At 71.5% G+C, this 21,302-nt stretch carries 16 protein-coding genes; 4 read left to right on the top strand and 12 right to left on the bottom strand.

The genetic code is table 11. The annotated features are described in order from the left end of the window. Positions 1-199: hypothetical protein (locus tag ACYSUO_RS24730; protein ID WP_461778429.1), on the top strand; the 199-nt coding region annotated here is incomplete at its 5' end. 128 nt (positions 200-327) lie between these two features. Here ACYSUO_RS24730 and ACYSUO_RS24725 read toward each other — a convergent pair. After that, complete coding sequence (locus tag ACYSUO_RS24725; protein WP_461778428.1) at positions 328-1,335, bottom strand: stage II sporulation protein M; 1,008 nt, start codon at positions 1,333-1,335, stop codon at positions 328-330. Positions 1,336-1,440: 105 nt separating this feature from the next. Here ACYSUO_RS24725 and ACYSUO_RS24720 point away from each other — a divergent pair, with 105 nt between their 5' ends. After that, positions 1,441-2,430 (top strand): RDD family protein, encoded by a 990-nt coding sequence (locus ACYSUO_RS24720; protein ID WP_461778427.1) that lies wholly within the window; start codon positions 1,441-1,443, stop codon positions 2,428-2,430. 10 nt (positions 2,431-2,440) lie between these two features. Here ACYSUO_RS24720 and ACYSUO_RS24715 read toward each other — a convergent pair whose 3' ends face one another. After that, positions 2,441-3,055: a hypothetical protein gene (locus ACYSUO_RS24715; RefSeq protein ID WP_461778426.1), complete on the bottom strand. Its 615-nt coding sequence runs from the start codon at positions 3,053-3,055 to the stop codon at positions 2,441-2,443. 225 nt (positions 3,056-3,280) lie between these two features. Then, positions 3,281-4,744: an adenosylhomocysteinase gene (gene ahcY, locus ACYSUO_RS24710; protein ID WP_461778425.1), complete on the bottom strand. Its 1,464-nt coding sequence runs from the start codon at positions 4,742-4,744 to the stop codon at positions 3,281-3,283. A 471-nt stretch (positions 4,745-5,215) separates the two neighbouring features. Between ahcY and ACYSUO_RS24705 the strand changes: the two genes are divergently transcribed. Then, a complete protein-coding gene (locus ACYSUO_RS24705; protein ID WP_461778424.1) occupies positions 5,216-7,351 on the top strand; it encodes a fructose-specific PTS transporter subunit EIIC in 2,136 nt (711 codons plus the stop codon). Between the two features lie 118 nt (positions 7,352-7,469). Here ACYSUO_RS24705 and ACYSUO_RS24700 read toward each other — a convergent pair whose 3' ends face one another. The 7 genes from ACYSUO_RS24700 to ACYSUO_RS24670 form a co-directional block, all read right to left on the bottom strand. Then, positions 7,470-8,447, bottom strand: a complete 978-nt coding sequence (locus ACYSUO_RS24700; RefSeq protein ID WP_461778423.1) for a cation diffusion facilitator family transporter — start codon at positions 8,445-8,447, stop codon at positions 7,470-7,472. Positions 8,448-8,532: 85 nt separating this feature from the next. Beyond that, a complete protein-coding gene (manA, locus tag ACYSUO_RS24695; protein WP_461778422.1) occupies positions 8,533-9,684 on the bottom strand; it encodes a mannose-6-phosphate isomerase, class I in 1,152 nt (383 codons plus the stop codon). Between the two features lie 85 nt (positions 9,685-9,769). After that, positions 9,770-10,897 (bottom strand): SIS domain-containing protein, encoded by a 1,128-nt coding sequence (locus ACYSUO_RS24690; RefSeq protein ID WP_461778421.1) that lies wholly within the window; start codon positions 10,895-10,897, stop codon positions 9,770-9,772. 105 nt (positions 10,898-11,002) lie between these two features. Further along, on the bottom strand, positions 11,003-11,173 hold the full coding sequence (locus ACYSUO_RS24685) for a Trm112 family protein (protein WP_266710935.1): 171 nt from the start codon (positions 11,171-11,173) through the stop codon (positions 11,003-11,005). Positions 11,174-11,476: 303 nt separating this feature from the next. Next, positions 11,477-12,844 carry a phosphomannomutase/phosphoglucomutase gene (locus ACYSUO_RS24680; protein ID WP_461778420.1) on the bottom strand — a complete coding sequence of 456 codons (1,368 nt, stop codon included), beginning with the start codon at positions 12,842-12,844 and terminating at the stop codon, positions 11,477-11,479. A gap of 159 nt (positions 12,845-13,003) precedes the next feature. Further along, positions 13,004-14,620, bottom strand: a complete 1,617-nt coding sequence (locus ACYSUO_RS24675) for an L-lactate permease (protein ID WP_461778419.1) — start codon at positions 14,618-14,620, stop codon at positions 13,004-13,006. 146 nt (positions 14,621-14,766) lie between these two features. Continuing rightward, a complete protein-coding gene (locus ACYSUO_RS24670; RefSeq protein ID WP_206302118.1) occupies positions 14,767-15,144 on the bottom strand; it encodes a DUF3499 domain-containing protein in 378 nt (125 codons plus the stop codon). A gap of 321 nt (positions 15,145-15,465) precedes the next feature. Between ACYSUO_RS24670 and ACYSUO_RS24665 the strand changes: the two genes are divergently transcribed. Beyond that, positions 15,466-15,951, top strand: a complete 486-nt coding sequence (locus ACYSUO_RS24665; protein WP_461778418.1) for a metallopeptidase family protein — start codon at positions 15,466-15,468, stop codon at positions 15,949-15,951. A 17-nt stretch (positions 15,952-15,968) separates the two neighbouring features. Here ACYSUO_RS24665 and ACYSUO_RS24660 read toward each other — a convergent pair whose 3' ends face one another. Both ACYSUO_RS24660 and ACYSUO_RS24655 read right to left on the bottom strand, forming a co-directional pair. After that, on the bottom strand, positions 15,969-17,429 hold the full coding sequence (locus tag ACYSUO_RS24660; protein ID WP_461778417.1) for a DUF5719 family protein: 1,461 nt from the start codon (positions 17,427-17,429) through the stop codon (positions 15,969-15,971). Next, positions 17,426-21,121 (bottom strand): glycosyltransferase family 2 protein, encoded by a 3,696-nt coding sequence (locus ACYSUO_RS24655; protein WP_461778416.1) that lies wholly within the window; start codon positions 21,119-21,121, stop codon positions 17,426-17,428. The genes ACYSUO_RS24660 and ACYSUO_RS24655 overlap by 4 nt, the downstream gene beginning before the upstream one ends. Between the last annotated feature and the right edge of the window lie 181 nt (positions 21,122-21,302).

Genomic DNA, 21,302 nt, shown 5'->3' with positions numbered 1-21,302 from the left:
ATTTCGTGTTTCCAACCCTACCAGATCCGTTTTCCGTTCCGTTTCCGGTTCGGATTTCATCTCCGGTGGCCGTTGGAGGGCCTTTGCCTTTCGGCGGTTCCGACTTTATCAGAAGTTTTGGGCCGGGCTGACCGGCTCAGGGTTTCCGATTAATCGGGAGGGGCTTCTCGAAAGAATTGAATTTCGTGAAGCGCGCTAGATACTAGCCGTTGCAATCGAACCTGTCGAGTTCGGGGCAACTGTTCGAATCTACCTCCCCGGTCTGTCCGTGTCAACGGTCTTTCCGGGGCGAAGAGGAGACTAGCAGGTCAGCGGGGCGCTCGCACATCAGGCGGCCGTGGGCAGCAGCGCGCTGCGCTCGTCCGTGGCCACATCGCCCGTTTCGCCCTCACGAACCGCTCGGCCGCCGAGGACATAGACGTACGTCAGGAAGGCCAGCTCGGCCGCGATGCCGATGGCGATGCGGGCCCAGGTCGGGAGGCCGGAGGGGGTGACGAAGCCTTCGATGGCCCCGGAGATGAAGAGAACCAGGGCCAGTCCGATGGCCATGCCGAGGGCCGCGCGGGCCTCTTCGGCCAGGGCCGTTCTGCGCGTACGGGGGCCCGGGTCGATCACGGTCCATCCGAGGCGGAGGCCGGTTCCGGCCGCTACGAAGACCGCGGTCAGTTCGAGCAAGCCGTGCGGGAGGATCAGCCCCAGGAAGGTGTCGAGGCGGCCGACGGAGGCCATCAGGCCGATGCCCACACCTACGTTGAGCATGTTCTGGAAGAGGATCCACAGGACCGGCAGGCCCAGGAAGACGCCCAGGACCAGGCACATGGCAGCGGCCTGAGCGTTGTTCGTCCAGACCTGGGCGGCGAACGACGCGGCCGGGTGGCTTGAGTAGTACGTCTCGTACTGCCCTCCGGGGCGGGTCATCTCGCGGAGCTCGGAGGGGGCCGCGATGGCGGCCTGGACATCGGGGTGGGTGCCGATCCACCAACCGATGAGGGCGGCTATCGCGGTCGACAGCAGCGCGGTGGGTACCCACCAGTGGCGCGCCCTGTAGACCGCTGCCGGGAAACCGTGGGTCAGGAAGCGCGTGACGTCGCGCCATGAAGCGCGGCGGGTACCCGTCACGGCACTACGCGCGCGGGCCACGAGTTGAGTGAGGCGGCCGATCACCCGGGGGTCCGGTGCGCTCGACTGGATGAGGGAGAGGTGGGTGGCGGTGCGCTGGTACAGGGTCACCAGTTCGTCCGCCTCTGTGCCGGTGAGGCGGCGTCGGCGGCGCAGCAGGGCGTCCAGTCGGTCCCACTCGGCCCGGTGGGCGGACACGAAGACGTCGAGGTCCATCCGGTCTGCTGCTCCTCGCTTTCCGGCACCTGTACGGCGCGATGGTCCTTCAGCTTGGCAGACTGGCGGTTCCTGGGGCAGCTCGTTGAAGGGTGGGTGGCCGGCGTGAGTGAGCTGGTGACGGGTGAGGCGGTGGCGCTGGAGCTGCAGCCCGCGAAGCTGCCGAGTCGGGCGCTTGCCGTGCTCATCGATCTGGTGGTGGCGTTCGCCGTCTATATCGCGGTGACCATGGCGTTCGCGGCTGCGACTGCCTCGCTCGACGACGCGGCGGTGGCGGCCGTCGCGGTGGCGACGTTTCTGTTGGTGCTGGTCGGCATTCCGATCGCCGTGGAGACGTTGAGCCATGGACGGTCGCTGGGGAAGCTCGCGTGCGGGCTGCGCGTGGTGCGGGACGACGGCGGGCCGATCCGGTTCCGGCATGCGTTGGTGCGGGGGGCAGTCGGGGTCGTGGAGATCCTCATGACCTTTGGGGTCGTGGCGTGCATCGCTTCGCTCGTGTCCGCGCGGGGCCGGCGGGTCGGGGACGTGTTCGCCGGGACCCTCGTCGTACGGGAAAGGGTGCCGACCGGGCAGTTGGCGGTCGTGCCGCCTCCCCCGCCGTGGCTGGTGGGGAGGTTCGCCGAGCTGGATCTGTCGGCCGTGCCGGAGGGGCTGTGGCTCGCGGTGCGGCAGTACCTGACGCGGATGGGGCAGTTGGATCCGCAGGTGGGGTGGGGGATCGCCGAGCGGCTCGCGGGTGAGCTCGCCGCGCACACGGGGGCGCCGGTGCCGAGTGATGTGCCGCCAGCCGCGTTCCTGGCGGCCGTGACGCACGAGCGGCAGTCGCGGGAGGCGCAGCGCGCGTTCGGGGCGGGGGCCGCAGGGGGTGGTCAGGCGGCTTCGACCATGGCCGGTCCGACTCCCGGGCCGTACGGCGGATATGCCGAGGCCGCAGGGACCGTGCCGCCCGCGGCTCCGGCTGCCCCTCCCGTTCCTCCGGCTCCTGTGTCCGGCCCGGCAGAGTCCTCCGCGCAGCGCCCGACTCCGGTCGACAACTACCCGGCGGGATCCGGGAGTTCGGACGGGTCGGCCACCGGGTTCGTACCGCCGGCCTGAGCGCGCGACGTCAGCGGAACACCGACGGCGGGGTCTCGAGGTCCTCCAGCTCGATGCCGGGGGCCGCGAGGACCACGTCGCCGCTGATGTGGACCGCCTGCTGCTCCCCCGTGTCCAGGGCTGTGACCTGGTATTCGTCCACGGTCAGAGGTCCGTTGTCAGTGGCGTGTGCTTCGCTGTTCAGCAAGGTCCAGGACTGGTCCAGAGTGAGCGGCGCAAGGACGGGGTCCGTCAGGGCGACGAGGCGGACGCGGGTCGTAGGGGAAGCGGGGGTGAGACCGAGCAGACGTGCGGTGGCGATGAGGAACGCGGGGGATGTTCCCGTGAACGCGTGCGCGGGGGCGTTTCCTTCGGTCGCGTGAGTGCCGGTGGGGTCGGTGCGGACCCAGGTGACGCCGTCGATGGCGGCGCCTCTCACCTGCCAGCTCGCCGCATTCAGTTCGAGGCGGATGGGGCGGCCGAGTTCGTCGAGGGCGAGGTCGATCGAGCCGGCGTGGTCGCCGGAGGGGGTGGTCCGTTGCGCTACATAGCGCCAGCCGGAAGGGCCGGGCGCGCACTGGAAGTGTTCTTCGCCGAGGGGGGTGTGATCGTGCAGATCGTGGAGCGAATAACGGCCGCGGGGCATGGCGTTCGTGGGGTCCTCTGTCTGGCCTGGTGACGGCCGCCGTCGGGTGCGGCGCCGGCGGTCGTCGAAGGACGTGTCCACCGTAGCCAGCGGTGTGCGCGGACACGGGACAGGCCCCCGACACGGGGGTGCGGGGGCCTGTCCTGCGAGGCGGTCAGCCGGCGGGCGGCTGATGCGCGGCGCCGAGGCGAGTGGTCCGGAGACGAGTGCTCGGCGGGCGCGTGCTCAGTAGCGGTAGTGGTCCGGCTTGTACGGGCCCTCGACCTCGACGCCGATGTACGAGGCCTGCTCCGGGCGGAGCGTCGTCAGCTTCACGCCGAGCGAGTCCAGGTGGAGGCGGGCGACCTTCTCGTCCAGGTGCTTGGGCAGCACGTACACGCCGGTCGGGTACTCGGACTGCTTGGTGAAGAGCTCGATCTGGGCCAGCGTCTGGTCCGCGAACGAGTTGGACATCACGAAGGACGGGTGGCCCGTCGCGTTGCCCAGGTTCAGCAGGCGGCCCTCGGACAGCACGATGATGACCTTGCCGTCGGGGAACGTCCAGGTGTGGACCTGCGGCTTGACCTCGTCCTTGACGATGCCGTCGATCTTCGCCAGGCCGGCCATGTCGATCTCGTTGTCGAAGTGGCCGATGTTCCCGACGATCGCCTGGTGCTTCATCTTGGCCATGTCGCTGGCCATGATGATGTCCTTGTTGCCGGTCGTCGTGACGAAGATGTCGACCTTGTCGACGACCTCGTCGAGCGTGGTGACCTGGAAGCCGTCCATGGCCGCCTGCAGCGCGCAGATCGGGTCGACCTCGGTGACGATGACGCGGGCGCCCTGGCCGCGCAGCGACTCCGCGCAGCCCTTGCCGACGTCGCCGTAGCCGCAGACGAGGGCAGTCTTGCCGCCGATGAGGACGTCGGTGGCGCGGTTGATGCCGTCGACGAGCGAGTGGCGGCAGCCGTACTTGTTGTCGAACTTCGACTTGGTCACGGCGTCGTTCACGTTGATCGCCGGGAACAGGAGGACGCCGTCGCGCTGCATCTCGTACAGGCGGTGGACGCCGGTCGTGGTCTCCTCGGTGACGCCGCGGATCTCGGAGGAGAGCTGGGTCCACTTCTGCGAACCGTTCGAGATCGTGCGGTTCAGGAGCTGGAGGATGACGCGGTGCTCGTCGGACTCGGCGGTGTCGACCGAGGGGACCTTGCCGTCCTTCTCGTACTCGACGCCCTTGTGGACGAGGAGGGTGGCGTCACCACCGTCGTCGAGGATCATGTTCGGGCCGCCGGTGGGGGTGTTCGGCCAGGTCAGAGCCTGCTCCGTGCACCACCAGTACTCCTCCAGCGTCTCGCCCTTCCAGGCGAAGACCGGGATGCCCTGGGGGTTGTCCGGCGTGCCGTTCGGACCGACGGCGATGGCCGCGGCGGCGTGGTCCTGCGTGGAGAAGATGTTGCAGGAGGCCCAGCGGACCTCGGCGCCGAGGGCGACGAGGGTCTCGATGAGGACGGCCGTCTGGACCGTCATGTGGAGGGAGCCGGTGACGCGGGCACCCGCGAGCGGCTGGGTGGCGGCGTACTCCTTGCGGATCGCCATGAGGCCGGGCATCTCGTGCTCGGCGAGGGTGATCTCCTTGCGCCCGAAGGCGGCGAGGGAGAGGTCGGCGACCTTGAAGTCCTGGTCCTGTCGGTTGGCGACAGAAGTCATAAGTGAGCTGCTCCTCGGTGCTGTTGCAGTCGGTCGAGGTGGGCTGACGCGCCTGCCCACGGTATGGGCGATGCGCGCATGGAGCTGACCTGCGGCGTCCTGGGACACAAGTGTCCCCTGGCGCTCGCAGCGCAGTCCGTCGGAGGCCCTCTCTCCCTCGGCCGACCCGGCGTGCGGGCCGCCCGACCGCCATCAGCAGCGACGTCTGGCTCGGTACAAAGCTACACCGATCGGCCCAGCCGGACCCACCCCGCCTCTGGATCCGGTCGGGCGCGTTCCGGACCGGGCCGCCTCTGAGGGAAAGACCGGGCCCCCTCTGAAGGAAAGGTGGAGCGGAAATAGGGATACATGACGACGGACTACCGGATCCGGGACCTTTGAACTGTCGGCCCTGTGCGTATGTGTTGCACCATGCTGGGAGAGCGGCAAAGATTTGCGCGCTCTTGCACGGAACGCTTGAAGGAGAGCCACGTGACCAGTCCGGCCGACCCCCACGCGGGCGGAGGGGCCGTCGAGCAGCAGAAGAAGTTGAAGCTGCTCGCGGTGACCGCATGTCCGACCGGCATCGCGCACACCTACATGGCGGCGGAGAAGCTGCAGCAGGCAGCGGACGCCGCGGGTATCGACATGAAGGTGGAGACGCAAGGGTCCATCGGGGCCGAGAACGTCCTCACCGACAACGATGTCAAAGCCGCCGACGGCATCATCATCGCCGCAGACAAGGACGTCGACCGTGCCCGGTTCGCCGGTAAGCGGGTGCTGTCGGTCGGCGTGTCGGAGGGCATCAGCCACCCCGAGCAGCTGATCGAGCGAGTGCAGAGCGCGCCCGTGGCCGGCTCGGAGGGCGGCGGCGCGCAGGAGGCCGCGGCGTCCGGCGGCAAGGAGCGCAGTGCGGCGTACAAGGCGCTGATGAACGGCGTCAGCTTCATGATCCCGTTCGTCGTCGTCGGCGGTCTGCTGATCGCCGTCTCGCTGGCGATCGGCGGTCACGCGACGCCCGACGGGATCCAGATCCCCAAGGACACGTTCTGGTTCAACGTCAACGCGCTCGGCACGCTCGGCTTCAAGCTGATGCTGCCGATCTTCTCCGGCTATATCGCCTACGCACTCGGTGACCGGCCCGCGCTCGTGCCGGGCATGATCGGTGGCTTCCTCGCCGCCGACGCCAGCATCTACGGCTCCGACGCCAACGCCGGCTTCCTCGGCGCCATCGTGACCGGTTTCCTCGCGGGCTATCTCGTCCTCGCGATCCGGAAGATCAAGGTCCCGAAGGCCATCCAGCCGATCATGCCGATCATCGTGGTCCCCATCGCGTCCACGCTGGCCGTCGGTCTCGCCTTCATCTACATCCTCGGCGGGCCGATCTCCTGGGTGTTCACGCACCTCACCGACTTCCTCGGCGGGATGACCGGGTCGAGCGCGGTGCTGCTCGGCGCGCTCATCGGTCTGATGATCGCGTTCGACATGGGCGGCCCGGTCAACAAGACCGCGTTCCTGTTCGCCGTCGGTCTGATCGGGACGAACAACGCCGTCATGGGTATGGCCGCCGCGGCCATCCCGGTCATGCCGCTCGGCCAGGGTCTGGCCACGATGATCCGCCGCAAGCTCTACACGGACGCGGAACGCGAGGCGGGTATCGCGGCGCTGTTCATGGGCTGTTTCGGCATCTCCGAAGGTGCCATCCCGTTCGCGGCGGCACGTCCGGCGCAGGTCATCCCGGCGAACATGCTGGGTGGCGCGGTCGCCGGTGCGATCGCCGGTCTCGCCGGGGTCGAGGACTCCGTGCCGCACGGTGGTCCGATCGTCGCGGTGTTCGGCGCGATCAGCGGGCTCGCCTGGTTCTTCATCGCGATCGTCGCGGGCACCGTGATCACCGCCGTGACGACGAACGCGCTGGTCGGCGTGAGCAACCGCCGTGCCGCCGCCAAGCAGGCCGCGGCCGACTCGGCGAAGTCCACCGAGGCCGAGCCCAACGGGCCCGCCGAGCCCGCCCTGGTCGGTGCCACTCCGGCCGTCGCCGCCGAGAGCGCGCCCGAGGCCCACGCCACGGCGACTGTCGCCTCCGCGTCCGCGGCCGCGTCGCTCCAGGCGGCCGCTTCCGCCTCCACCGCGGCCGGCGCCGCCGAGACGGAAACGGCGCAGAAGGAGCCCGAGGTGCTCTCCGGCTACCTCACCGGCCGGACCGTCAAGGTGCAGCTGGACGCGCAGGACAAGGAAGCGGCCATCCGCGAGATGGCGGGCCTCGCCGCCGGTACCGGCAAGGTCGCCGATGTCGAGGAGCTCGTGCAGACCGCGCTGCGGCGCGAGGAGCAGGGCACGACCGGGCTCGGCGAGGAGATCGCCATCCCGCACGCCAAGACGGACGCGGTGACCGCCCCGGTCGTCTGCTTCGCGCGGTCCGACGAGGGCATCGAGTGGGGTTCGCTCGACGGCACGAAGGCCAGGCTCGTCTTCATGATCTCGGTGCCGGAGGCGGCAGCGGGCGACGAGCACCTGCGGATCCTGGCGCTGCTGTCGCGGAAGCTGATGGACACGGACTTCCGGGCGCGGCTGCAGGCGGCGCCGGACGAGGCCGCGATCCTGCGGGTGCTGGCGGAGGTTCAGTAACCCGGAGGTTCAGTAACCGAACCAGGTGCCTACGTAGATCAGTAACCGCACCACGTGCCTACGTAGATGGGGCCCAGCCGAGATTCTCGGCTGGGCCCCATCTACGTAGAGGAAGTGTTCAGTGCTCCGGAGTCGGCGTCGGGCCGCCCGGGCGGGCCTCCCGGTCGGAGCCCTTCTCGGCCTCGGACTCGCTGTAGATGTCGGGCTCGAGGTAGATGACGCGGGCGATCGGGACGGCGGTGCGGATGCGGGCCTCGGCTTCGTTTATGGCGCGGGCGACCTCGGCGGCCGATTCGTCGCTGCGCACGGCGATCTTCGCGGCGACGAGGAGCTCCTCGGGGCCGAGGTGGAGCGTGCGCATGTGGATCAGGCCGGTGACGGTGTCGCCGTCGACGACGGCCTGCTCGATCTTCGTGACCTCGTCGGTGCCCGCGGACTCGCCGAGCAGCAGCGACTTGGTCTCCAGGGCGAGGACGATCGCGATGGCGATCAGCAGGATGCCGATGCAGAGGGTGCCGATGCCGTCCCAGACGGCGTCGCCGGTGGCGAGCGTCAGGCCCACGCCGAACAGCGCGAGGACCAGACCGATGAGCGCGCCGAGGTCCTCCAGGAGGACGACGGGCAGCTCGGGCGCCTTGGCGCGCTTGACGAACTGGCCCCAAGTGAGCTTGCCGCGCAGGGCGTTGGACTCCTTGATGGCCGTGCGGAAGGAGAAGCCCTCGGCGATGATCGCGAAGACGAGGACGCCGACCGGCCAGTACCAGTGCTCCAGGTCGTGCGGGTGGCTGATCTTTTCGTAGCCCTCGTAGACGGCGAACATGCCACCTACGGAGAAGAGGACGATCGACACCAAGAAGGCGTAGATGTACCGCTCGCGTCCGTACCCGAAGGGGTGTTGCGGAGTCGCCTCGCGCTGGGCCTTCTTGCCGCCGATCAGCAGCAGGAACTGGTTGCCCGAGTCCGCGAGCGAGTGGACTGCCTCGGCGAGCATCGACGAGGAGCCGCTGAAGAGGAACGCCACGAATTTCGCTACCGCGATCGCTAGGTTGGCGGCCAGCGCCGCCACGATCGCCTTGGCTCCGCCTGAAGCACTCATGTCGTTCCTGGTGTCCTTTCGAGGTTCTGCGTACGTCCCGTGCGCGGTGGGTCATTGTTGCAGCACGGGACGTCGCAGGTGTCTCTCAGGCCACCACGGTCGCACGGAAAACCGTGCCGGATCCGGACACATTCACCTTTTCGCCCGCCGGGACGAAGGCCGATTCGCCGGGTGCGAGCGCGAGCTCGCCGGCCCGGACGGTGCCCGCCGTGCACAGCAGGATCTGCGGCGTCGTGGCCGTCAGGTCGTGGTCCGCGCCGCCCTCGGGCAGGACGAAGCGCGAGAGGCGGAACTCGTCGATGGGGGTGTCGTAGACCTCTTCGCCCTCGGGTGAGGCCTCGGGGCGCAGTACGCCCGGGTCGGTGGCCTCGAAGCGGACGATGCGCAGCAGCTCGGGCACGTCGACGTACTTCGGGGTGAGTCCGCAGCGCAGCACGTTGTCCGAGTTGGCCATGATCTCGACGCCGAGGCCGTTGAGGTAGGCGTGCGGGACGCCGGCGCCGAGGAACAGGGCCTCGCCGGGCTGCAGTTGGACGTAGTTGAGCAGCATCGCGGCGATGACGCCCGGGTCGCCGGGGTAGTGGTGGGCGATGCCCGCGTACGGCTCGTAGGCGCCGCCGATGCGCTGGGCGGCGGCCGTGGCGTCGGCGACGGTCCGCTCCATCTCCCCCGGATCGGCGCTCAGCACGGCGGTGAGGACCTCGCGCAGCGCGGCCTCTTCGGGGTGGGCGCGCAGCAGGTCGACGTACGGCTTGAGGCTGTCGACGCCGAGGCCTTCGAGGAGTTGGGCGGCTTCCTCGGGTGCGCGGAAGCCGCACAGGCCGTCGAACGGCGTGAGCGCGCAGATCAGTTCGGGCTTGTGGTTGGCGTCCTTGTAGTTGCGGTGCGGGGCGTCGATCGGGACGCCGCGCTTCTCCTCGTCCTCGTAACCCTCCTTCGCCTGCTGGAGGTTGGGGTGCACCTGGAGGGAGAGGGGCGCGCCCGCGGCGAGCAGCTTGAGGAGGAACGGGAGGCGGGGGCCGAACTTTTCGACGGCGGCGTCGCCCAGTTCGTCGGCCGGGTGTGCGTCGATGACCTCGTTGAGCGGGCCGCGCTCGGTGCGCGAGGGGGCGCCCGGGTGCGCGCCCATCCACATCTCCGCCTGCGGTTCACCGGTCGGGCTTACGCCGATGAGCTGCGGAATGGCGGTGGTGGAGCCCCAGGCGTAGGGGCGGATGGTGTTGGTGAGGCGGTCCATGAGGCTTTCTTTCGATACGCGGTCCGGGCGGACGACAAGGGGTGTTCTGAAGCCAGTTGCTCTGAAGCCGATTGTTCTGAAGCTGTCAGGCGCGCGAGGCGAGACCCAGGTAAACGGCGGCGAAATCCGTGACGGCGATCAGCTCCGCGAGGGTCTCCAGGTCGCTGCCCTCCTCCGGTTCCAGCTCGCTGATGGCGATGTCGTGCGACAGCGCGAGTTCGCGGGCCGCGGGCGCGGCGGTGAGGCCGCCGGCCGGCCGGTCGCGCAGCAGGACGACGCGGGCGCGCATCATCTGGACCTCCTCGACGCGGTCGCGGAAGAAGTCCTCGGGGTCGGCGCCCGCGGCCAGGTCGCCAGTGAGGAGCGCGCCGTGCGCGGGCATCGCTTCGGGCAGGTCCGCGGCGAGCGCGGGGTGCCCGGCGAGCTCGGCGATGGCGGCGGCGAAGCGACGGCCCGCCGGGCCCGCGGCGGCGCCCTCGGTCCAGATCAGCGGGAGCGCCTCGGCGAGCTCGGCGGCGAGCGTCTTGGCCGGGTTGCTGTACGTGGCGATGGCCGGGCCGCAGCGCTCGGCGACCTGGTCGAGACGGTCGGCGACCTTCTCGAGCGTGTCCGGCGCGGCCGTGAGGAGGCCCGTGCGGTCGAGCAGCGCGAGGAGGGGCGTGAGCAGCGCCCAGAGTGCGCCCGGCGCGGAGGCGGCCGCGGGCTCTTCCTGCTCGTACGGGGCCGTGGCCATCGGTACGGACATTCCGTGCGCCCCTGCGACGGCCTCGGTCAGCGGGGCGCCGGAGGGGCAGACCGCGACGGCCGTGACGCCGCGCCGGTACGCCTGCTCCACGAGGAGCGAGAGGCTCGGCTCCGTGCCGTCCGGGGTGGCGATCAGGAGGAGATCGACCGAGCCCGCCCAGCCCGGCAGCTCCCAGCGCAGCGCGCCCGCCGCGGGGGCCACGCCGGTGGGGCGCAGGCGGACGACCGGGCAGGCCGCACCTGCCAGGCGCCCGATGAAGTCGGCGACGCCCGCGGCGGCCATGCCGGGGCCCGCGATCAGGACGGCACGGGGGCGGCCGTCGGGCTTCAGGTCGGCGATGCCGGCCTCTGCCGCGTGCCGGGCCGCCGTGCGGACGCGGGCGCCGGCCTCTGCGGCGCCGCGCAGCAGGCCGCGGTGGTCGGCCCTGGCCAGTGCGTCCGGGTCGTCCAAGAGCGATTCGTCGAACATGGCGTCGGGCCTCCTGCGGGGCGTGGTGGAGGGTCAGGGCCTTTCCGGCGGGTGTCCGGCGGATCGGGTCGCGTGCGGCCCTGATCCGTCGGCGCCGGGGAGGTCCTACGCTGGGCGGCGCGCCTCGTCGATCAGGAGGACGGGGATGCCGTCGCGGACCGGGTAGGCCAGGCCGCAGTCCTTGCCGGTGCAGATCAGCTCGGCGTCGGCCTCCTTGAGCGGGGCGTGGCAGGCCGGGCAGGCGAGGATCTCCAGGAGGCCGGCTTCGAGCGGCATGGTTTCCCTCCGGGGGGGGTGAGTGGGGTTCGGGTGCGCTGCACCTTGTGCGGTGGCCGGGTGGCCGACCTGAGTGCGGCGCTGGTCACCAGCCTACCGGCGGGGGGCCTGGCCGTGCGGTGGCCGGGGCCTCCGTGAACGGGTGCGCGGCACCGGGTGCCGCCTTGCCCACCCTGCCGCCCAAGGCGGCAGATTGCCCAAGGCGGCGGGGCCCACCGGACCGGACGGCGATCCGTGGTTGGCGGCAAAGCCTCAGCCCCGGACCCCGCTGCTCAATCGCCGCAGGGGCTTAATTTAGGAGCCTCAGCCCCGGATGATCGCCAGGACCTCGTCGCGGGTTTTTTCCATCGTGGGGGTGTCCCGGGCCTCCGTGTTCAGGCGGAGCAGCGGTTCCGTGTTGGACGGGCGGACGTTGAACCACCAGTCGGTCGCCGTGACCGTCAGGCCGTCGAGCTCGTCCGTCGTGATGCCCTCGCGGCCCGCGTACGCCGCCTTGATCGCGGCGAGGCGGTCTGCCTGGTCGGCGACCGTTGAGTTGATCTCGCCGGAGGCCGCGTAGCGGTCGTAGGAGGAGACCAGGGCGGAGAGCGGGCCGTCCTGGCCGCCGAGCGCCGCGAGGACGTGGAGCGCCGCCAGCATCCCCGTATCGGCGTTCCAGAAGTCGCGGAAGTAGTAGTGCGCGGAGTGCTCGCCGCCGAAGATCGCGCCGGTCGTGGCCATCTCCTGCTTGATGAACGAGTGGCCCACGCGCGTGCGCACGGGCGTGCCGCCGTTCTCCTTCACGACCTCCGGCACGGTCCAGGAGGTGATCAGGTTGTGGATGATCGTGCCCGAGCCGCCGTTTCGCGCGAGCTCGCGGGCGGCGACCAGGGCGGTGATCGCGGACGGGGACACCGGGTCGCCGTTCTCGTCCACCACGAAGCAGCGGTCCGCGTCCCCGTCGAAGGCGAGGCCGAGGTCGGCGCCCTCGGCACGCACGCGTGCCTGGAGGTCCACGATGTTCGCCGGGTCCAGCGGGTTCGCCTCGTGGTTCGGGAACGTGCCGTCCAGCTCGAAGTACATCGGCACGACGTCGAGCGGCAGGCCTCCGAGGACCGTCGGGACCGTGTGCCCGCCCATCCCGTTGCCCGCGTCGACCACGACCTTCAGCGGGCGGATCGCCGTCAGGTCGACCAGGCCGCGCAGGTGCGCCGCGTAGTCCTGCAGCGTGTCCCGCCGCGTGACGGTCCCAGGCGTGGCGGCCGGCTCCGGGGCGCCGGACTCGCTCCACTCCTCGGCCAGCCGGCGGATCTCCGCGAGGCCGGTGTCCTGGCCGACCGGCGCCGCGCCCGCCCGGCACATCTTGATGCCGTTGTACTGCGCCGGGTTGTGCGAGGCCGTGAACATGGCGCCGGGCAGGTCGAGCGCGCCCGACGCGTAGTACAGCTGGTCCGTCGAGCACAGGCCGATCTCGGTGACGTCCGCGCCGAGGGCGGCGGCCCCGCGCGCGAACGCCGCCGTCAGGCCGGGCGAGGAGGGCCGCATGTCGTGACCCACGACGATCGCGGAAGCGCCCGTCACCCGCACGAACGCGGCGCCGAACAGCGCGGCGAGTTCCTCGTCCCACTGGTCCGGGACCACCCCACGTACGTCGTACGCCTTCACGATCTGCGACAGATCAGCAGCAGCCACGGTCTGCCCAGCCCTCCTGGAGTCCTGCACGGACCCACAAAGTACCTGGCCGCACTGACAGCGGATCGTGAACCCCTCATTCCTCCCGAGGAACCCGGCCTCCCGCGTCCTCACTGGTCACAGCAGTACTCAGCTGTGACCGGTGAGCACCGACATCCCTCACGGCAGCATCCACCCCAGCACCGCCGTGCTCTGCCCCCACACGATCAGACACATCACCAGCAGCAGCCCGGCGCTCCACGGCAGCACCTTGCGCAGCAGGTCGCCCTCCCGGCCCGCGAGGCCGACCGCCGCGCAGGCGATCGTCAGGTTCTGCGGCGAGATCATCTTGCCGAGGACGCCGCCCGAACTGTTCGCCGCGGCAAGGAGTTCCGGCGAGAGGCCCGACTGCTGCGCGGCCGTCACCTGGAGGGCGCCGAAGAGGGCGTTGGCCGAGGTGTCGGATCCGGAGACCGCGACGCCGAACCACCCCAGAACCGGCGACAAGAAGGCGAGCCCCGCGCCCGCGGCCGCCACGAAGTGCCCGATGGTGGCGGCCTGTCCGGAGAGGTTCATGACGTACGCGAGGGCCAGCACGCTCGTCACCGTCAGGATCGCGAACCGCAGTTCGTGCACGGTGGCGAACCACTCGCGCACCGCATCGCGCGCGTGCACCCCGATCACGACCGCGGTGAAGACGCCCGCGAGCAGGACGAGCGTGCCGCCGGTGGAGACGAGCGGCAGCGTGAAGATGTTGCCGCCCACGGGCTTGCCGCTCGGGTCGGCGACGTTCAGGAAGGGCCAGTCGAAGACCCAGTTGGCCTTGGCGAGCCAGTCCTTGATGGCGGGGATCTGCGCCAGGGAGAAGATCACGACGATGAGCGCGTACGGGGCGTAGGCGCGCAGCACCTCGGGCCGCGCGTCCTCCTCGTCCAGGTCCTCACTGCGTACGCCGGTCAGGACGGCGGCGCGTACGGGCTCGGCGGCCGGCCTGCGCGCGTGCAGCACCGCGACGAGGGCGCCGGCGCCCACCAGGGCGGCGCCGATGTCGGCGAGTTGGGCGGACACGTAGTTGGAGGCCACGAACTGGGCGACGGCGAAGGCGAATCCGCACGCGAGGGCGGGCACCCAGGTCTCGCGCAGGCCCCGCTTGCCGTCCACCAGGCCGACGAGCACGAGCGGCACCACGAGGGCGAGCAGCGGCGTCTGACGACCCACCACGGAGGCGACGGTGTCCAGCGGAAGGCCCGTCACCTGAGCCAGCGTCACGACCGGCGTACCCATGGCCCCGAAGGCGACGGGCGCCGTGTTGGCGACGAGCGCGACGACCGCCGCCTTCACGGGGTCGAAACCGAGCGCGACCAGCATCACCGAGCAGATGGCGACCGGCGCCCCGAACCCGGCGAGCGCCTCCAGGAGCGCGCCGAAGCAGAACGCGACGACGAGCGCCTGGATGCGCGGATCGTCGGAGAGCCGCCCGAAGGAGCGGCGCAGGATGTCGAAGTGCCGGGTGCGCACCGTCATCCGGTACACCCACAGGGCGTTGACGACGATCCACATGATGGGGAAAAGGCCGAAGACGGCGCCCTGTGCGGCGCTGGAGACGGTCTGCCCGAGGGGCATGCCGTACGCGATCCAGCCGACGGCGGCTGCCACGGCGAGACCGATCAGGCCCGCCCGGTGCGCCTTCATGCGCACGGCGCCGAGCAGGACGAGGACGGTCACGAGCGGCAGGGCCGCGACGAGGGCGGACAGGCCGAGCGAGCCGCCTACGGGCTCCAATTGCTGGACGAACACGTGCGCCTCCCGGAATCCCGGAGTCGGGTGGCGAAATCGTCGTGTCCTCAACAATCGCGGGTCAACGCGTACGACTGTGAAGATCCCGTGAAGGGGGCTGATCTACAAGGAAGTTGACCGAGGAAGTCGACCGGCCGCCGACCCGGTCAGTTGTCGGGCGAGCGCAGCACGCGGAGGTGGCCACGGCGCGCGACCTCCATGGGGTCCGCGGTGCGCGGCCCCGAGCCGCCGGCCTCGGCCGCGCGCTCCTGGGGGCGGGCCGCCTCACGCACGGCGTTGGCGAGTGCCTCCAGGTCGTCCCCACTGGGACGGCTGGGACCGCTGGTGTCGGCGAGGCGGACGACCTCCCAGCCACGCGGCGCGGTGAGGCGCTCGGAGTGCTCGGCGCACAGGTCGTAGCAGTGGGGTTCGGCGTAGGTGGCGAGCGGGCCGAGGACCGCGGTCGAGTCGGCGTAGACGTACGTCAGCGTCGCGACGGCGGGACGGCCGCAAGCGGTGCGCGAACAGCGACGTACAGGGCTCACAGCGTTGGACGGTACCGCACTCTTGAGCGGGCCGCGACGACTCTCCCCGAGGTCACCCCACCGTGTCGTGGCGTGATACGGCGCACACCACCGCGCGCGTGCGCCCCGATGACCTGCGTGGACCCCGGACTGTGCGCCCCACGAGGCAGTTGAAAGCGGTCACCACTCGGGGCATATAGCTTCAATTGCCGCGAGATCATCGATCCGGGAGAGAAGTTGAATCAGCCCCAAGATTGGCTTGATCGGTCAGGAAGCGACATGGAGCGCTCCGTCAGGCGCCGCCCCGCTTCCGGCGCCGCGGAGGACTACGCTGCGTCAGTGATGGAAAGGCCAGTCAACACAGACGACGCGGTTTCGCCGCCCTCCGGGGAACCGCGCCCGCCGCGCCGCCGCGACCGGCACGGGCGGGGCATGCGCGGCCCCGTGGCGCCGCCGCAGGTGCCGCTGTCCGCGAGCCGTGCCGAGGCCTTCTCCGACCTCGTACAGGACTCCGTGGAGCGCCTGGAGCGGCGCTGGCCGCAGCTCGCCGAGGTCGACTTCCTGATTCTGGACGTGCCCCGGCTGACGGCCGAGGACGAGGCGATGACCGGCGGCACGGTGCCGCTCGGCGGCACGGTCCCCGCGCGGGACGACACCCCTGCGCGCGTGGTCATCTACCGGCGTCCCGTGGAGATCCGCACCAAGGGGCGCGAGGAGCAGGCGGCGCTCGTGCACGAGGTGGTCGTCGAGCAGGTCGCGGAGGTTCTGGGGCTCACCCCGGATACCGTGGATCCCCGCTACGGGGACTACGGAGACGGCGAGGACTGACCTCGCCGCCCCGGCAGCTACTTCTGCACCACCGAAAGGTCCTCGTCCGCCTTCGGCACCGACACCATGCCCCGGTCGTCCGGCAGCGTCTGCACCGTGAACGCGGGGACGGAGCCCTGCTTCTTCTCCAGCATCCGCGAGCCGTGGACCGGGCCGCCGGACACCGGCTCCACCGTCAGCGCGTAACTGCCCTTCAGGCCGGACGGGACGGGCGGGGTGACCGACAGGGTCGTACCGCCCTTGACCGTGTACTCCTTCGTGGTCGCCGTGCCGCCCTCGGTGCCCGGGGACGCGGTGACCTTGACCTTGCCGGTCGACTCGGGGGCCGTCAGGGCGAGCGTGGAGCCCTTGGAGCGGTTGTCGGCGACCGTGGCGCGCGCGCCGATGCTCCGCGTGGCCGGGATGAACGCGGTCTCCTGGTCGGCGCCCTTGCCGCGCGTGACGCGCAGGGCGGCCACGACCGGCACGGAGCCCTCGGAGGGCGTCAGGATCAGCGACCCCGCGTCGCCGCGCGTCACGGCGCCGAGGTCGACGGCCGTGGTCATGCCCGACTTCAGGTGCAGCGTGTCGTGCCCGGCGGGCGCGATCTTGCCGCTGGAGGTCGCGAGCTGGACCTTCAGGTCGGCATCGTCCTGCCCCGGTGCGAAGGCGACCAGGCGCACGTTCTTGGCGTCCTTCGGGATGCCGGGCAGCACGAGGGACGGGGCCGGGTCGGCGGCGGCCGGCAGCCAGTCCCCGCCCTGCTTCTCGTCCACGTCCGACAGGGCCGCCCCGACCCGGCCGCTGCGCGCGGTCACGTGCAGCGTGAGGTTCGTGTACGCCTTGTCGGTCAGCGTCGACAGCAGCACCGGGACGCTGGAGTGCGGCCCCACGGTGATGCCCTCGCCGACCTCGGACTTGATGGCCCCTTCGGGGCCGTACATCTGCACGTCCACGACCGCGGCCTCGTCGTCCGGGTTCGTGAGGTGGACGTAGTCGCTGCGGCCCTTGGCGGTGCTGGCACCGGGGAAGTAGAAGTCCGTGTCGGGCTCCGAGCAGTTCACACCGAGCAGGCCGCGGCCAGAACCCGCGGTCACGCTGGTGGTCTGCTGGACGGTCCAGCCGGGCGCGAGGGGGCCGTCGGCGGTGCCGGTCAGGGCGGGCGCCTCGGCCCCTGTGGCGTCGCCCGCGACGGGCGTGCCGGGCTTCTTCGGGGTGACGACCGCCTTGCCCTCCTTGCCGCCCTTGGCAGGCAGCAGCTCGGCCGTGCCTGCGCCCTCGGTGCCCTTCGTCTCGGGCGTGTACGAGGTGTACGCGGTCTCGGCCAGGTCGGACTGGCTGGGCTCCGGGCACAGCAGGCTGGAGCGCTCGACAGGGAGGCGCGCGGCGGCCGCCTTGTCGGAGGTGTCGTCCCCGCCGGGCGTGGTGGCCGCGGCGAAGCCCGTGACGGCGGCCAGGGCGGTCACGGCGGCGATCAGGGACAGGGTCGTGCGGTTCACTGCTGGCTCCCGTCGGGGCGCTCATTGTCGGCCCCGTTGCCGTGGCCGTGCTGCTGCTCGTACGTCGGGTCGTACTGCGGGGGCTGGGGCTGGGCCTGGGGCATCTCGTACCCGCCTCCGTAGGCGTACGGGTCGTACTGGCCCGCCTGGTAGGGGTCGGCCTGCTGGTCGTACCCGTAGGCGCCGCCCTGGTACTGCTGCTCCCCCGCCGCGTACGTGCCGTACTCGGCGCCCGCGTAGCTGGGCTGGTCCCACTCCGCGTAGGTCTGCTGGTGCGGGAAGCCCGCCACCGGGGCCTCCTCCGGAGGAGGAGGCATGTCGGCGCCGGGAACCGGCTGGGGCACGGGCTCCGCCTGTGCCGCCTGCTCCGCCTCGGCCTGGGCGCGCAGTCGCCGCGCCCTTCGGCCGTCGCCCGCGAGGTCCTCCGCGGTCACCACGGGCTCGTCCGGCAGGTCGTCGTCGACGTTCTCGCGCCGGCCCGGCAGGGCGAGCACCACGAGGACGAGGGCGAGCGCGCCCTGCGCCCACAGCCAGGCGACGTGCGTGATCGGCGCGTCGTACGTGACGTCCAGCGTGCCGCCTGATGCGGGCAGTTCGAAGCCCTGCGCCCAGCCGTCGACGGTGGTCTTCGTCAGAGGTGCGCCGTCCAGCGTCGCGGTCCAGCCCTCGGCGGCCTGGTCGGCGAGGCGCAGGATGCGGCCCTCCTTGCCCTGCGGCACCTTCGTGTGCAGCTCGACGGGGCCCGCCGCGACCGGCACGGCCTCCTCCGCCGTGGAACCGGCGTCGGCCTTCGGCAGGACGACGGCCCGCGCCACCTGACGGTCGACGCGCCACAGCGCCGTGCCGTCCTGCTGGCTGAGCCGGGTCAGGCCGGGCGTCGCGTCGAGGACGCGGCTCATCTCGCGCGGTGCGCCGCCCCGTACGAGGACGTAGCGCACGGCGAAGCCGCCGAGCTGGTCGGCCTGGTCGGCGCCGGAGCCGGCGACCAGGTTGGCGACGACCTTGTCGAGCTTGGCGTTCTCGCCCGCCGCCTCGGTCAGTTCGCCGTCACCAAGGCGCACGCCCGCGCCCCGCACCAGCGAGTACGCGACGTCGCCCGTGGAGCCGTCCATGACGAGCGTGCGGGCCTGGTCGCGGGTGCCGGCCTCCTCGGCGACGAACGCGGGCACCTGCACCGGGTCGCGCCGCTCGACGGGCCCGTCGGCGCCGCCGATCATCCAACCCGCGGCGAGCAGCACGGGGCCGGCCGCCGCGGCGAACGCGATGAGCGCGGCCACCGGCTGACGCCAGCCGAAGCTCTGCTCGGCCACCCGCGAGCGCGCGCCGTCGGCGCCGAGCGCGGCAGCGACCAGGAGCGCGATGCCGTAGACGAGGGTGGCGGGTCCGGCCCACGCCGAACCGTTCGACAGGGCCGCGAAGACGAGCGCCACGACGGCGACGGACCAGGACGCGACGATCGCGAGGCGGCGTTCGGTGCGCAGCAGGGCGGCCAGCGCCGCGAGGACGATGCCGACGAGCAGCAGGCTGCCCGTGGTCCCGGCGCCGCCCGGCGACGCGCCGAGCAGTCCGAGCCCGGTCGCGGAGCCCGCCCCGTACGGGATTCCGGCTTCCTTGAAGAAGCCGAACGGGAGCAGCGAGAGCGACCACGGCGCGAGCATCAGCAGCGGCGTGCCGAGCACGGCCAGGAAACGCAGCCCGTAGGCGGTGATGTCGGAGCGCCGCACTACAAGGAGGGCGATGCCGAGGACGAGCGCGATCGGCCACACGATCGGCGTGAAGGCCGTCGTGATCGTGAGCAGCAGCGCGTACGCCCACGTGGCCCGCCAGCTGCCGCGCCCGCCCTGAGTGTGCGTCAGGCCCGAAGCGGCGAGACCCGCGCGCGCGAGGAGCGGCAGCAGGATCGCAAGGACCGCGGTGCCGATGCGGCCGCCCGCGAGGGCGCCCGTGACGGCGGGCAGGAAGGCGTACGCGACGGCCGCCCACGCGCGCAGCAGGCGCGAGGTGACGAGCGGCCTGGACGCGAAGTACGCGGTGATACCGGCGAGCGGCACCGAGCCGACGAGCAGCACGGTGACCGCGAGGCCGGTGGAGCCGAACAGCACGGACGCGAGGGTGGCGAGCAGCGCGAGGTACGGGGGCGCCGCCTGGGTGCCGCCCGTACTGGTGGCGTGCCAGGCGTCGCCGTACCGCGCCCACAGCTCGGACGCGTCGGCAGGAGCCGGCAGCAGCGCGCCGCCCGCGAGCGCGCCGCCGCCCAGCAGCCCTCTACAGGCGATGAGGGAGACGAAGAGCAGCACTACCAGGAGCACCGGTCCGGGGTTGCGGGCGATGCGCTTGAGGCGCGCGAACCGCTCGACCCTGACGAATTCGGCGTCGTCGGGCGACACGAGGCCACCGCCACCGTGCCGGCCCGCTCTGGCGGTCTCCGGGTCGGAGCCTTCGAAGAGGCTCCCCGCCACCTGTTCGACGGTGAGCCGCACCGTCGCTCCCGGCGGCGGGAACAGCGGGCGCAGCTCCTTGGAGTCGACGACGCCCTTGCCCCGCTGCCTGCGGGCGGCGAGGATCCGCCCCGGCCGCAGCAGCGTCGCCAGCAGACCGGTGATCTCGTCGAAGGCCTGTCCCGGCACCTTGCCGACGAGGTACGCGAGCGTACGGAGCAGTGTGCCGAACACGAGGCGGAGCAGGGCCCACGGAAGCGCCGCCCCGCGCGCGTTGGCGAGCAGTGTGTAGACGGCGCCCGCCTTGTCGACCTTGTGCGGCGACGTGGCGGTGCGGCCGACGCAGTCGACGGTGCGGCGCTCGCGGGAGGAGGCCTCGGCGTGCCGCACGACGGCCTCGGGGGCGACGACGACCCGGTGGCCCGCGGCATGGGCGCGCCAGCACAGGTCGACGTCGTCACGCATCAGCGGCAGCCTGCGGTCGAAGCCGCCGAGCTGCTCGAAGACATCGCGCCGGATCAGCATGCCGGCGGTGGACACGGACAGCACGGGCCGCACGTGGTCGTGCTGCCCCTGGTCCTGCTCGCGGCGGTCGAGTCCGGTCCAGCGGCGCCCGGAGTGGGCGATGGAGACGCCGACCTCGAGGAGCTGCCTGCGGTCGTACCAGCCGCGCAGCTTGGGGCCGACGATCGCGACGTCGCTGCCGGCCTCGCGCTCCATCTCGACGACGCGCAGCATCTGGGCGAGCGCGTCGGGATCGGGCGCGCAGTCGTCGTGCAGCAGCCACAGCCACTGCTCGGGTTCGCCGTGCGGCAGGTCCGGCAGGTCGTACGCGTCGTCGCGCCATTGGCGGCTGACGGGGTCCCAGCCGCTCGGGCGCTTCAGGTACGGCAGCTCTTCGGGGGTGAGGACGCCCGCGCTGCGCACGGCCTCCTCGACGGCCTGGCCGAAGCCGGTGCGGCGCGCGAGGTGCAGAACGCGGTCGTCACCGATGGCCCGCGCGACGAGCGCGGCGGAGTCGTCGGCGCTGCCGGTGTCGGCCGCCATCGCGTTCTGTACGGGGCGCTCCTGGGAGAGCAGTCCTGTCAGAACGTCGGGCAGCCAGCGCGCTCCGTCGTGCGAGACGACGACGGCGGTGACGACATGCCTGGGGAACTCGGGGGCGCTGCTCGGGTCGACCCCTGCTGCGGGCCCCGGGTTGAACGCGGCGGCGGCAGTACCGAATTGGCCTGCCGAGTGGCTGTGCACGGACATCGAGGTACGGGCCCCGGTTCGTTGGACTGCGGTGGACGCCCGCGCCCGCTGGGGACACGGTGGCGTCCGGGACGGGGCCCCACACTAACGGCTGCCAACAACAGCGACCCGCCGCCTGTGGACAACCACGGGCAGCGGGCCGGAAAGCACCGCACATCTCGGACGACGACGGGAGTTCGAG

It is taken from the genome of Streptomyces sp. UC4497 (assembly GCF_054871485.1).
This window is presented reverse-complemented; position numbering and strand designations above follow the sequence as displayed.

Coding starts and splice junctions, on each gene's coding strand:
- ACYSUO_RS24725 (WP_461778428.1), bottom strand. CDS start 1,335: ATGGACCTCGACGTCTTCGTGTCCGCCCACCGGGCCGAGTGGGACCGA.
- ACYSUO_RS24715 (WP_461778426.1), bottom strand. CDS start 3,055: ATGCCCCGCGGCCGTTATTCGCTCCACGATCTGCACGATCACACCCCC.
- ahcY (WP_461778425.1), bottom strand. CDS start 4,744: ATGACTTCTGTCGCCAACCGACAGGACCAGGACTTCAAGGTCGCCGAC.
- ACYSUO_RS24700 (WP_461778423.1), bottom strand. CDS start 8,447: ATGAGTGCTTCAGGCGGAGCCAAGGCGATCGTGGCGGCGCTGGCCGCC.
- manA (WP_461778422.1), bottom strand. CDS start 9,684: ATGGACCGCCTCACCAACACCATCCGCCCCTACGCCTGGGGCTCCACC.
- ACYSUO_RS24690 (WP_461778421.1), bottom strand. CDS start 10,897: ATGTTCGACGAATCGCTCTTGGACGACCCGGACGCACTGGCCAGGGCC.
- ACYSUO_RS24685 (WP_266710935.1), bottom strand. CDS start 11,173: ATGCCGCTCGAAGCCGGCCTCCTGGAGATCCTCGCCTGCCCGGCCTGC.
- ACYSUO_RS24665 (WP_461778418.1), top strand. CDS start 15,466: ATGGAAAGGCCAGTCAACACAGACGACGCGGTTTCGCCGCCCTCCGGG.
- ACYSUO_RS24655 (WP_461778416.1), bottom strand. CDS start 21,121: ATGTCCGTGCACAGCCACTCGGCAGGCCAATTCGGTACTGCCGCCGCC.